Genomic DNA, 12,365 nt, shown 5'->3' with positions numbered 1-12,365 from the left:
ATAGGATGTACAAAGTAGGAATCGTTACGTTTGAAGAAAATAGCGTGAAAAGTGACGTGCAATGGCCAAGAGAATGGCAAGTGGGCGTGATTGGTTCACAAGAACAGTTAGAAGAAAAGCCATATGATTTACTTCTGATTTATGAGCAATCACTGGAGCAGATTGCGGGAATTTGTGAATATTTATTGCATGCACGAAAAGTAACGAACGCATTATTATGGGTTTGGACCACATTAGAAAGCGAAAGTACGCGAAAAGTTTACCGAAGTTTGGGTGCCGATGGAGTAGTGACCAATCAATTGACGATGGAAGAGTGGCTCTTGACCCTAACCAATCATTTAAAACGGTTTAAGACAGACCTGAAAAGCAAAGAAGTTGATTCTCCTTTCGTTGAAGAAAGAGAAGGACTGATTCAGCTAAATGCAAGAAACAGTACCGTAAAAATAGGAGAGCAAAAAGCGATCCGCTTGACGCGTTTGGAGTATCAAGTGATGGATTTGTTATATAGAAATGCGGGACAAGTGGTGACATATGAAGAGATATGGGATGAAATATGGCAACAAGAGGGAGAAGACACCTCTAATACGTATCGAGTCAGTAATATCGTTTTCCACTTGCGAAGTAAGCTTGAACGAGATATCAAACAGCCAGAAGTGATTAAAACTGTACGTTCTAAAGGTTATTGGCTGGATAATGTTTAAAGTGATAAGCTTAGAAAACTAAAAATAGAAAAACCACAGATGTGTCTTGACACATCTGTGGTTTTTTCGTAAAATAGGTAGTATCATATATGTCAAGACACATTGGAGGATAACATGAAAAAAAATTCAGTTAGGCATTTGACAATTGCAGCATTACTGGTCGCTATGGGTATTATTATTCCTATGGTTATGCCAAGAATTACGATAGGTCCAGCCTCGTTTACATTAGCAAGTCATGTGCCGCTATTTTTAGCGATGTTTTTTTCGCCAAGTGTAGCGATTGCAGTTAGTTTAGGTACTGGCTTTGGTTTCTTTCTATCGGCAACACCGATCATTGCATTGAGAGCACTTTCTCATTTGATTTTTGCAGTTATAGGAGCAACTTATTTACAGAAAAATCCTACAACCGTTCTATCTAAAAACAAGTTTGTGTTATTCAATGGTCGCTTCCAACTTTTTAACTTTGTGATTGGCTTAATACATTCTGCCGCAGAATTAGCTGTAGTAAGTGTTTTTTATACGATGGGAAATATGCCAGAGACGTACTATACTCAAGGGTATATGTACTCGATCTTTCTGTTGATGGGGATTGGTGGATTGATCCATAGTTTGATTGATTACAACATTGCTTATTTTGTAGCAAATGCATTAAGTAAACAATTTAATATTCCAATATTTAGTCAGGCTAAAAAATTGGAGCAAGCAAGAGTAGACAGTCTTCCCCAAGAGGCTGAAACAGTTGTATAAAAAAGATGAGTAGCGTACAAATTCGCTACTCATCTTTTTGCGTATAGGATTTACGGTAATTTAATCACTTGCTCAGTTTCAGGGTCAAAGAAGTGAGCCTTGTTGATATTGAATGCTAAATCGACCATTTCTTCAGGTTTGTGGAAATCACGAGCATCAACTTTTGAGATGAATTCTGTATCACCTAATTTTGTATAAAGCATTGTCTCAGCACCCAATAGTTCAGATACGACAACTTCAGAGCGAACGACAGCGTCATTCATTGTATCTAAGGCAACTTGTTCACTGTGGATATCTTCTGGTCTGATTCCAAAAATAACAGATTTTCCTTCGTAGCCTTTTTCAACTAATAATTTATTTTTACCTTCTGGAATGATTAGTTCTAATCCATGACCATCACGGATTACACCTTTGTTTAGCGTAACATTAAAGAAGTTCATAGCAGGTGAGCCAATAAATCCTGCAACAAAGATATTGTTAGGCGTATTGTAGACTTCTTTTGGTGACCCGATTTGTTGGATAAAGCCGTCTTTCATGATGACGATTCGATCTGCCATGGTCATAGCTTCTGTTTGATCATGGGTAACGTAAACGGTCGTTGTTTCTAGACGACGATGTAATTTAGCGATTTCTGCACGCATCGCAACACGTAATTTTGCATCTAAGTTTGATAGAGGTTCATCCATCAAGAATACTTTTGCATCACGGACAATTGCTCGACCTAATGCGACACGTTGGCGTTGTCCACCTGATAAAGCCGCAGGTTTACGCTGTAAATAGTCAGTCAAACCTAGAATTTCTCCGGCATTTTCAACACGTTTCTTGATTTCAGCTTTGTCATATTTACGTAGTTTCAAACCAAATGCCATATTATCAAAAACAGTCATATGAGGATACAATGCATAGTTTTGAAAAACCATTGCGATATCACGATCTTTTGGTGCTACATCATTCATTACTTTATCACCAATAGTAAGTTCACCTTCAGTGATATCTTCTAACCCTGCGATCATGCGTAATGTTGTTGATTTACCGCAGCCAGAAGGACCGACAAAAACAATAAACTCACGGTCTGCAATTTCTAAATTAAAATCTGTTACAGAATAATTTTCTGCATTATCATATTTTTTATAGACATGTTTTAGCGCCATTTCTACCATTGTCGTCACTCTTTTCTTTATTTTATATCGTAAGTATAAATGAAAGCGCTACACAACCTCAACGGAACATTGCACAAGAAAAAATACATTTATTCGTCAAAGTGACAAAACAGCAATCGTTCCTTTAACTTTATAGTGGAAGACTTTGTTATAATGAGGAAAAGAACTGAATTGAGGGGTCGACAATGAAAATTGCATTGATAGCACATGATCGAAAAAAAGATTTAATGGTCAAATTAACGTTAGCGTATCAGCTGATTTTAAAAGAACATGAACTATTCGCTACTGGGACAACTGGTTTGAGAATCTCGGAAGCGACTGGGCTGCCTGTTCATCGATTTAAGTCTGGGCCTTTAGGTGGTGATCAGCAAATTGGGGCAATGATTTCAGAGGATAAGTTGGATATGGTGATATTTTTACGCGACCCATTAGCTGCCCAACCTCATGAACCAGATGTTACAGCGTTGATACGCTTGAGTGATGTTTATGAGATTCCATTAGCCACAAATATTGGGACGGCTGAAATATTATTAAGAGGATTGCAGGCAGGATTTGCTGATTTTAGAAATGTGGTTCATGAAATAGATAATAAGCCATTGTCTTTCTAACTATTTTTATTCAAAGTTAGTTGCAGCAATGTAGGGAATATGCTATATTGCCTTTAGGCTTAGGCCTAAATAAAACAGAGTAGGAAATAAAGCGTTAAGTGCTGGAAGGATGGGATGTTGCCTTTCGGACGAAGAATATATGAGAACAGTGGTTTAGCTGTACGAACTAGCTTCTTGGAAAAAAGATAAATATGAGTGTGACAGACAGCGTCACATTCCTAATTTTCAAAAGAGATACCCAGTTCGTTCTATTTTTCTGTATTCGCGGTTTTGTTTTCGCATTCGCTGCATATTTTGTGTAGCAGCTCTTAGAGGAGATGCTAGAAATGAAGAAAAGAAAAATTGATACACGAACCATTACGTTGATGAGTTTATTAATTGCGTTAATGGTGGTTTTTACCCGATTTATTTCGTTTGAAACCCAATTTTTACGAATTAGTTTGACCTTTATTCCAGAATCACTGATGGCCATTCTTTTTGGGCCATTTTGGACAGGGATCGGCAGTGCCGTAGCGGACACAGTCGGTATGTTGTTATTTCCAAAAGGACCTTATTTTCCCGGATTTACATTGAACGCCTTTATTTCCGGCGCAATTTATGGATTCTTCTATTATAAGAAAGACCTAACTTGGAAACGGGTGATTATGGCGACTTTATCTGTTACTTTGATTATTCATATGTTTCTAACGCCTTTATGGCTTGGATTGATGTATGGTGTAAATATTTCCAATTTAGCTTGGTGGGCACCTCGAATCGTGAAAAACATTATCTTTTTCCCGATACAGGTTTTTGTCACCTACTATCTAGGGAATAAAGTTCCTTATAAGCAATTTTTGAGTAAATCATTAACGAATTTTAAATAAAAAAAGACCTCAAACAATCCTACATCCCAAGGAAGTTTGAGGTTTTTTACTATTTATTCATCTCACAATTGATTCTTGAATTGCGCTTCATACAAGGCATGATAATAACCATCTTTTTTATGAATCAACTCATCATGACTGCCTATCTCGACTACAGAACCTTGTTCCATCACTAAAATTTTATTCGCATTTTTGATGGTTGAAAGGCGATGAGCAATTACAAAACTTGTACGGCCATCCATCATTTGCAAAAAGGCATCTTGTATGTTTTTTTCTGTCAATGTATCTACGGAACTTGTGGCCTCATCTAAAATCAACATTGGGGGATCACTGATCATTGTTCGGGCAATCGTCATCAATTGTCTTTGCCCTTCGGAAATTTTAATACCGCTTGCACCGATCAGTGTGTCTAACCCTTTAGGTAAGTGGCTGACAAAATCAAAAATATAAGCTTTTTTCATGGCAGTTTCGATTTGGTCATCTGTTGCTGTAGGGTTTCCATACGTTAGATTATCACGGATTGTACTATCAAATAACCAAGTATCTTGTAAAACCATCCCAAAACTTTTTCGTAAACTGTCTCTTGTGACTTGAGTAATTTTATGACCATCGATTGAAATTTGACCGCTATCTACTTCATAAAAACGCATCAGTAAATTAACTAAGGTTGATTTGCCAGCTCCAGTTTTTCCAACAATGGCAATTGTTTCACCAGGTAAGGCAGTTAGATTAAAATTTTGGATCAATCGTTTTGAGGGTGTATAAGAGAAATCCACCTGTTCAAATATTACTTTTCCAACGACGTCGTTTAGCACAAAAGCATGTTTAGTATCTGGTTTTTCCTCTGTTTGGTTGATGATTTCAAATGTGCGATCTAAACCAGCTAAGGCAGTTTGGATTTGTGTCGTGATACCAGATAGTTCAATAAATGGTTTAGAAAATTGGCTGGAATAAATCGTGAAACTCGAAATTACGCCGATGGTGATTGCTTGGTTACCACTTAATAATAACAAGCCACCGACCAGACCAATAGATAAATAGGCTAGATGATCAATAAAACGAGATAACGGATTAGTCAAAGAAGAAGAGAACTGCGCCTTTTGACCCCGTACATATAATGTTTGATTCAATGATTCAAAGCGTTGCTGAGAAACGTTTTCTTGTTGAAAAGCTTTAACTATTTTTTGGTTTCCAACCATCTCAGAAACAAAACCAGATATTTCACCTACGATTTGTTGTTGAGCAGAAAAGTTTTTCTGAGATGATTTTGCGACTAACCAATTGACTAGAAAAATAATCGGTGTCGCAACCAAAACGACAGCTGTAAGAACTGGACTTAATTTAAGCATAAAGAAAAATGCGATGATCACGACAGATAAACCTGAGAATAATTGATTAAACACAGCAGAACAAGCTACTGAAATATTATCCATATCATTAGTGAAGCGGCTGACAATATTTCCGTGAGAAGTCTGATCGTAATAATTTAGCGGAAGTCGATTTAAATGAGCGAAGGCATCTTTTCGTAATTCTGCAACAGAAAGATAAGAAACTCGGTTACCTAAACGCTGAATCAACCATTGGCTAACAACTGTAATAACTAGAATACCGGCTAATATAGTGAGTAATCGTAAGAGCCTCATGAAGTCAACATTTCCTTCTGCAATCATTGTATCAACGGATTTCCCCATATAATAAGTCATTAAAACCGTAGTTAATCCACTAAGAATACCAAGAAAAACCGCTGTAATCATTTCTTTAGGGTATCGGAGCAAATATGGCATGAACCGATTAAAAGAATTGGTAAATGTTTTTTTCGATGTCACGATTTGCTTTCCTCCTCTTGTGAAGCAACTATTTCTCGATAAGCTTCGGAATGGTCCAATAATTCTTCATGTGTCCCTAAACCGACTTGTTTACCACTAGATAAAACTAAAATTTGATCAGCATGTTGTATTGAGCTGATACGTTGAGATATTAGAATGAGTGTCGTTTCTTTTAAATTTTGACGTAAAGCAGTTCGTAAATTTAAATCTGTTTGGTAATCTAAGGCACTTAAAGAATCATCTAAGATCAAAACATCTGGTTTATGGATCAAGGCGCGGGCAATCGTCAAACGTTGCTTTTGACCGCCAGAAAAATTTTTCCCGCCTTCGTATACTTGTGTATCTAAGCCCTCGCTTAAGTTTTTAACAAAATCTTTACATTGAGCAATTTCTAATGCTTGCCAACATTCTTCATCCGTAGCATTTTCTTTGCCCCATTGAAGATTTTCACGAATTGTTCCTGTAAATAAAATTGCAGTTTGAGGTGTGATCGCAATTTTTTTGCGTAGTTTATCTATAGGCCAGTCACGGACATTGACCCCATCAACAAAGAGATTACCTTTGCTTGTATCATAAAAACGGGGGATCAACTGAGTCAAAGTACTTTTTCCACTACCCGTGGGGCCAGTGATACCTAAGACTGAATTTGCTGGAATCTGCAAAGAAATATCTGTCAAAGTTAACCCAGCAGCAGCTTGATAACGGAAGGAGACGTGATCAAATAAAATCCCTTTTGCTGGTTCAGTAACAGTAATCTCTGAATTTTCTGATTGGATACTTGGAACAATAGCAAAAACTTCGCTAACTCTTGAAGCAGATGCTGAGGCCCGAGTGAAAATGATCACTAAATTCGAAACAACAATTAAAGCTAACAGCATTTGATTCATATAATTGATCAATGCCAGTACTTCACCTTGTTGTAATCCGCCAAATTCTACTTTGATTCCGCCAAGGTAAAGCAGAGCTAAAATACCAAGGTTCATCACTAAGGTAGTAGCAGGTGTAAGCAAAGCTGAAATGTTGGAAACACGAATATAAATAGAAGAAAGATCGTCTGTGACATCATTGACATGTTTTTCTTCTGTTTGTTTTCTAGCGAAGGCTCTAATGACCCGAACACCACTTAAATTTTGGTTGATTTGTCGGTTTAACAAATCCAGTTTTTCTTGAACTTTTTTATACAAAGGGACTGTAGTCTTTATAATGAAATAAAGAATTAGACAAAATATCGGTAACATAAGAAGAAAAATCAGACCCATTTCTATATTGATATAAAAAGCCATAATAACAGAACCAATACTTAAAAATGGTGCGCGAATCACAAGTCGAATCAACATTGCCAAAGCTAATTGTAACTGATTGATATCATTTGTCATGCGTGTAATTAAGGTATCTGTTCCAAAACTGTTTAACTCAGCGTGGGAAAGTTGATTGATTTTTTTCATCAGTTGATTCCTTAATTCTGTTCCGAAGCCTTGAGATGCAATAGAAGAATAATATTGACAGATCATGACACAGATCAACCCGATAACTGACATTAAAAGCATCCATCCTGCCATTTGAATCACATAGGATCGGTCGTTATTTCTAATTCCCTGATCAACTAAACGAGCCATAAATAATGGCAAAACTAATTCAAAGCAAGCTTCTAAAAACTTGAAAAATGGTCCGAGAATAATTTGCTTGCGGTATTTTTTTGCATGTGTGAGTAAACTAAACATTGTTTTCCTCCTAAATTTAAAAGCATAGCTAGATATGATTAAAACGTAACAGACCTGTAGAAAAACGAACACATAAACGATGATATTCGTACAAATAAGTTTTCTCTTCTATTGTATATCAATCTTAACTGAGAATAAAGTTGCTCGCATAAAACCGTGGTTATTTGATACAATAACTAGTAAATGCTATTTTTAAGGAGAAAATATATGAATGAATTTATCAAAATCGTTTTATTATTTTTTATCTACTCATTTATTGGCTGGCTCTGGGAGACCGTTTATTGCTCAGTGAAGGCAGGGAAATTTGTATATCGAGGTTTTTTGATTGGACCTTATTGCCCGATTTATGGTTTTGGTATTTTAAGTGTTCTTTATTTTTTAGAGCCGCTAAAACAAAATATTGTGGTGCTATACTTACTATCAACAATTCTGGTAACTATTTTAGAGTATATGACGAGTTATGGGTTGGAAAAGCTATTTCATGCGTCTTGGTGGGATTATAAAGATGTTCCATTGAATATAAACGGAAGGGTTGCATTACCAGTATCACTTTTTTGGGGAATCGGTTGTGTTCTAATAGTACGTGTCATCCACCCGAAGATAATGGTGTTGGAGGGGGAATTGTCTGAAAAATTTGGTATAGTTCTGCCAATTATTTTATTGTTCCTTATTATAAGCGACTTTATCTATACGCTTGTTAATATGCAATCATTTAAAAAAGTCACAGCGCAAATCAGCTTAGCAGTAGAAAATCGCAAGCAAGAACTAGCTACGGCGCTGAATGAAAAGCGTGATGAACTCTCAGCTAATTTTACTGAGCTGAAACAATCCATATCAGAAGAAATCAATGATAAGAAACATTCAAAAACAGCTGAGCACATATCTTGGCTAGAAGAATTTAAAGACAGCCCGGTGATCAAAAAAATAGTAACCCGTATGAGCTTCAATCAGAAACGTTGGGTGCGAAATTATCCTAATTTGAAGTTAAAAAAGGTGAAAAATCCCTCCGAAGTTCAAGAAATCATCAATAAAAGCAAAAATAATATTAAATAAGTCATGTTCAGTATAACAGTATATTTGTGTGTTCTATAATGATAATAATCCTTTATATATATGGGATTGTTTGAACATTTTAGAAATGAAAGAGAATAGATAAACGCTAACAATGTTACAGGAAAAGGTGTGTTTTCGCTAAAACGTAACAAATTGTAACACTATTGAAATAAAATAAGCTCTATAGATTAGTATAATAGGTGGAGTTGGATTTAGTTAGGAAAGGTGTTGGATTCAGTGAAAGTAAAAAAATTGATACCATTTTTAGCTGCTATCATGCTAGTAAATGTCGCTCTTCCAATTGGTGCCGCAGCAGAGTCATTAGACGAGCTGAAGGATAAAGAAGCGCAAGCTACACAAACGGGAGAATCACTTAGCGAAGATATCAATACAGCTTTGAATGATGTTAATGAAAAATACGCTGAAATTGAAAAACTCAAAGTAGATATTTCAAAAGCTGAAGAAACAATCAAGAACTCTGAAGCTGAAATTACAGTGACAGAAGAGAGCATTGCGCGCCGTAAAGAAGTTGTTGGAAATCGTATGAAAGATGTCCAACTAAGTGGGGAACAGCGTACATGGCAAGTATTATTAGATGCTGAAAGTGTATCAGATTTCTTTAATAAAGCGTATGCGATGACTATTTTACAAAATGCAGAAAAAGAAAAAATCGATCGACTTTCTAAAGATAAAGAAAAATTGTCTGAGCTTCAAGAAACTGTAAAAAGTAAACAAGCAGAATTACAAACCAACGAATCAAAACTACAGAATGAAGCATCAGCAATGGATGAACAAGTTGTAGCGTTAAAACAGCAATTATCTGATAATCAAGCAGCATTACAACAAATTGCTGGTGAAAAACAGACAGAAGAAAAACGTATCAGTGATGAGAAGAAAGCCGCTGCAGCTCGTAAAAAGCAAGCTATTGCGGAAGAATCTCAAAGAAAAGCTGACGCTACTGCTTCATCAAGTTCAAGCAGTAACGCATCAAGCAGTGATTCAAGTAGCAGCTCTTCAAGTTCTAGCAGTGAAGAACAGCCTGTTATTACGCCACCATCACAACCAGAAGAAATACCAAACACTGGTGGAGAGACTGGTAATGGAGGCGCTAATGGCCGGGTACTTTACATGCAATCAACAGCGTATTCATGGAGAGAAGCTGGTTCTGGTTTCATCACGGCAACTGGAATTGATCTTCGTTCACAAAGCAGTGTAATCGCAGTTGACCCAAGTGTGATTCCGTTAGGATCATTTGTCGAAGTAGAAGGATATGGATTTGCAGTTGCTGGAGATACTGGTGGTGCAATCAAGGGTAACATTATTGATGTACATTTCCCAACTGTTGACCAATGTTTAATTTGGGGACGTAGAAATAATGTTAAAGTCACGATTCAATAAAACGAAGACACTCATTGAGTGTCTTTTTTTTTGTTTCTCCGCTTTTTCATCAATATCAAAGTTTACTACAATAGGAAGTGTGGAGTAGCTTTAATATTTTATGTTTATTTATTAAAACAAATTAAAAAAAAAAGTGAATGTAATGCATCAGAGGTAAATAAATGTTACACTTCAATAAAGAAAGTGAGGAATAACAATGATTCGTTTTGCAACAAAAGAAGACGGAGAAGCTATTGCTCCGTTAATTTTAGTTATTTTAAAAGATATGGAATTACCATTATTAGAAATTATTTCAGAAGAAACGCTTTTAGCAGTTTTAGCTGAAGCTGTAGCAGATCCGACTTATCGCTATGGTTACAAACGAGGATTAGTTTACGAAGAAGATGGAGAGGTAGCTGGAATTGCATTTGGCTATCCAAATGAAGATGAGCCCATAATTGATGAGCCATTAAAGAAAGTCTTACGTAAGTATAATTTGGATGAAGAGATTAGAATATTTGTTGATCCTGAAACATTACCTAATGAATGGTATCTAGATTCGATTTCTGTTGATGAAAAGTATAGAGGATCAGGTATTGGGTCTAAATTATTAGATGCGTTACCAAAAATGGCTAAAAGAGATGGTAAGGAAATTATTGGTTTAAGCGTAGATAAAGGAAATCCGAAGGCAAAAAAATTGTATGACCGAAAAGGCTTTAAAGATGTCGCTGAGATGATGATCAGTGGACATTTATACGATCATATGCAGAAAAAAATCAGCGAATAAAGTTCGCTGATTTTTTCTTTAACAAGTTCCCCAACCCATGATTGGTTTGTGATTTTGACTATTTTTCTTATTATACAACCAATAGTCTAATACGGCAGCAATGCAAATGCATAATGGTGCATCCTCTTCATCTGTAACATTCAAACTAAAATAATCACCTGAGAAAAGTGTAGCTTTACTCATTTCCATGATTTTATGGTTGACTTGATAGATAGAATAATGGTGATTTTTTATATCGCCTAAAACGGTCCAATGCATACGTTGGATATAATAAAAATCAGCATTTAAATTTAGGATTTTTCTTAAAACACCAACTTTTTCAAATCCTTTGTACAATTCAAATCGTGATCCAAAGGCAAACGATGTTTGTCTGATACTGGCGACCAATTCACCGTTCATCGTGTATAAAGAAAGTGCGTCGCCACGCGTTCCCCAGCGGCCAACAAGTAAGAAAATGGACTTGCCGTCTTCGTCTTTGACAAGGGTTCTCGTGACCTTGCTCAATTGTTGTTCTTGGATAAAAAACTCAGACACCATATCTCACCTCTCTTCCTAATTGTTTAGTAGCCTAGGTAGTTATAAATTTTCTCTAATTGCTCGTAAAATAGCTTCACCTACGCCATTTTCTAGATTAGTAGATGTGATATATTTAGCATGATCTTTGACTTCTAACTCAGCATTTCCCATAGCAAAACTTACGTCAGCCCATTGTAGCATACTCACGTCATTAAAATTATCGCCAATAGTCATGACTTCCTTTTCAGAAATTCCACGATCTTTTGCAACGTGCGCCACTGCGATTCCTTTTTGGGCATTTTTATGATTGACTTCTATATTGTTTTGAGCAGATGAAGTGACAACTAAATCTGCTAATTCTCTGATTTTAGTACTTGCGGGAGCCAATACTTTTGGCCCGTCCATACTGAAACCAATAATCTTTAAAACTTCGATGTCATTTTGCTGAATCAACGCACGCATATCTTCAATATAAGTGATATCCAGCAAAGATAAATGGGCTGCAGCCATTGCAATTGCAACTTTATAAGTTAAATGAGGCATTGTTGTTGCAATATGAGAAGCAAAGTTTTCGATTCTTTTTTCTTGTTGTTCAGAATAAATTCCTTTATTCGTCGAGACTTCAAAATAAATATTGTTGGCATCTAAAATATCTAGGATGTCATTTGTTGTTTTCTTTTCGATACCCGCAGTAAAAAGAGAATTTCCCGCCTTATCAAATACTTTAGCACCATTCAAAGTAATCATGGCACACTCGATACCGGCTTCTTCTAACGCAGGTTTGGCTTCTGTGTACGCTCTTCCTGTGGCAACCATAAATTCGATACCTAGACGCTCTGCTTCTTTAATAGCAGAAATATTGTCCTTTGAAATGCCCATTTTTGAATCCAGTAGTGTTCCATCCATGTCTGAAGCAATCAGTTTAATCATAAAATTTTCTACACCTCGTTTATTTATCTTATATATAGTTTACCATGTTTTTTCTATTTCAGTGCAGAAAAAATTC

At 36.2% G+C, this 12,365-nt stretch carries 12 protein-coding genes and 1 riboswitch; of the genes, 7 read left to right on the top strand and 5 right to left on the bottom strand.

All coding sequences use genetic code 11. The annotated features are described in order from the left end of the window. The first annotated feature begins 5 nt into the window (after positions 1-5). Both AC4BB5_RS14215 and AC4BB5_RS14210 read left to right on the top strand, forming a co-directional pair. Positions 6-701 (top strand): winged helix-turn-helix domain-containing protein, encoded by a 696-nt coding sequence (locus AC4BB5_RS14215; protein WP_490456760.1) that lies wholly within the window; start codon positions 6-8, stop codon positions 699-701. A gap of 114 nt (positions 702-815) precedes the next feature. Then, on the top strand, positions 816-1,448 hold the full coding sequence (locus AC4BB5_RS14210; protein WP_490456759.1) for a hypothetical protein: 633 nt from the start codon (positions 816-818) through the stop codon (positions 1,446-1,448). A 50-nt stretch (positions 1,449-1,498) separates the two neighbouring features. Here AC4BB5_RS14210 and AC4BB5_RS14205 read toward each other — a convergent pair whose 3' ends face one another. Then, a complete protein-coding gene (locus AC4BB5_RS14205) occupies positions 1,499-2,608 on the bottom strand; it encodes an ABC transporter ATP-binding protein (RefSeq protein ID WP_490456758.1) in 1,110 nt (369 codons plus the stop codon). Between the two features lie 185 nt (positions 2,609-2,793). Here AC4BB5_RS14205 and mgsA point away from each other — a divergent pair, with 185 nt between their 5' ends. Together mgsA and AC4BB5_RS14195 are read left to right on the top strand one after the other, a co-directional pair. Continuing rightward, complete coding sequence (mgsA, locus tag AC4BB5_RS14200; protein ID WP_490456757.1) at positions 2,794-3,216, top strand: methylglyoxal synthase; 423 nt, start codon at positions 2,794-2,796, stop codon at positions 3,214-3,216. Between the two features lie 73 nt (positions 3,217-3,289). Continuing rightward, positions 3,290-3,391, top strand: a riboswitch (THF riboswitch). A 151-nt stretch (positions 3,392-3,542) separates the two neighbouring features. Next, positions 3,543-4,079 (top strand): folate family ECF transporter S component, encoded by a 537-nt coding sequence (locus tag AC4BB5_RS14195; protein ID WP_490456756.1) that lies wholly within the window; start codon positions 3,543-3,545, stop codon positions 4,077-4,079. 62 nt (positions 4,080-4,141) lie between these two features. Here AC4BB5_RS14195 and AC4BB5_RS14190 read toward each other — a convergent pair whose 3' ends face one another. After that, a complete protein-coding gene (locus AC4BB5_RS14190; RefSeq protein ID WP_490456755.1) occupies positions 4,142-5,905 on the bottom strand; it encodes an ABC transporter ATP-binding protein in 1,764 nt (587 codons plus the stop codon). Then, the gene (locus tag AC4BB5_RS14185) at positions 5,902-7,626 is read right to left on the bottom strand and encodes an ABC transporter ATP-binding protein (protein WP_490456754.1); all 1,725 of its coding nucleotides are present in this window, start codon (positions 7,624-7,626) and stop codon (positions 5,902-5,904) included. Before AC4BB5_RS14185 ends, AC4BB5_RS14190 begins: the two co-directional genes overlap by 4 nt. A gap of 207 nt (positions 7,627-7,833) precedes the next feature. Between AC4BB5_RS14185 and AC4BB5_RS14180 the strand changes: the two genes are divergently transcribed. From AC4BB5_RS14180 to AC4BB5_RS14170, 3 genes are all read left to right on the top strand, one after another. Next, the gene (locus tag AC4BB5_RS14180) at positions 7,834-8,679 is read left to right on the top strand and encodes a putative ABC transporter permease (RefSeq protein WP_490456753.1); all 846 of its coding nucleotides are present in this window, start codon (positions 7,834-7,836) and stop codon (positions 8,677-8,679) included. Positions 8,680-8,907: 228 nt separating this feature from the next. Next, positions 8,908-10,077, top strand: a complete 1,170-nt coding sequence (locus AC4BB5_RS14175) for a 3D domain-containing protein (protein ID WP_490456752.1) — start codon at positions 8,908-8,910, stop codon at positions 10,075-10,077. A 196-nt stretch (positions 10,078-10,273) separates the two neighbouring features. Beyond that, a complete protein-coding gene (locus AC4BB5_RS14170; protein ID WP_490456751.1) occupies positions 10,274-10,843 on the top strand; it encodes a GNAT family N-acetyltransferase in 570 nt (189 codons plus the stop codon). An 18-nt stretch (positions 10,844-10,861) separates the two neighbouring features. Here AC4BB5_RS14170 and AC4BB5_RS14165 read toward each other — a convergent pair whose 3' ends face one another. Together AC4BB5_RS14165 and AC4BB5_RS14160 are read right to left on the bottom strand one after the other, a co-directional pair. After that, positions 10,862-11,377 (bottom strand): LURP-one-related/scramblase family protein, encoded by a 516-nt coding sequence (locus AC4BB5_RS14165; RefSeq protein ID WP_490459076.1) that lies wholly within the window; start codon positions 11,375-11,377, stop codon positions 10,862-10,864. Positions 11,378-11,419: 42 nt separating this feature from the next. After that, entirely contained in the window at positions 11,420-12,289 is an 870-nt protein-coding gene (locus AC4BB5_RS14160) for a Cof-type HAD-IIB family hydrolase (protein WP_490456750.1), read from the bottom strand. Positions 12,290-12,365 lie beyond the last annotated feature (76 nt).

Source organism: Enterococcus sp. AMC1252, from assembly GCF_058216515.1.
Note: the sequence above shows the minus strand (reverse complement) of the source record. Positions and strands in the feature narration are given on the sequence as shown.

Excerpts from the sequence above, each read along its gene's own strand:
- mgsA (WP_490456757.1), top strand. The coding sequence starts at position 2,794 with ATGAAAATTGCATTGATAGCACATGATCGAAAAAAAGATTTAATGGTC.
- AC4BB5_RS14210 (WP_490456759.1), top strand. The coding sequence starts at position 816 with ATGAAAAAAAATTCAGTTAGGCATTTGACAATTGCAGCATTACTGGTC.
- AC4BB5_RS14195 (WP_490456756.1), top strand. The coding sequence starts at position 3,543 with ATGAAGAAAAGAAAAATTGATACACGAACCATTACGTTGATGAGTTTA.
- AC4BB5_RS14160 (WP_490456750.1), bottom strand. The coding sequence starts at position 12,289 with ATGATTAAACTGATTGCTTCAGACATGGATGGAACACTACTGGATTCA.
- AC4BB5_RS14205 (WP_490456758.1), bottom strand. The coding sequence starts at position 2,608 with ATGGTAGAAATGGCGCTAAAACATGTCTATAAAAAATATGATAATGCA.
- AC4BB5_RS14215 (WP_490456760.1), top strand. The coding sequence starts at position 6 with ATGTACAAAGTAGGAATCGTTACGTTTGAAGAAAATAGCGTGAAAAGT.
- AC4BB5_RS14180 (WP_490456753.1), top strand. The coding sequence starts at position 7,834 with ATGAATGAATTTATCAAAATCGTTTTATTATTTTTTATCTACTCATTT.
- AC4BB5_RS14185 (WP_490456754.1), bottom strand. The coding sequence starts at position 7,626 with ATGTTTAGTTTACTCACACATGCAAAAAAATACCGCAAGCAAATTATT.
- AC4BB5_RS14170 (WP_490456751.1), top strand. The coding sequence starts at position 10,274 with ATGATTCGTTTTGCAACAAAAGAAGACGGAGAAGCTATTGCTCCGTTA.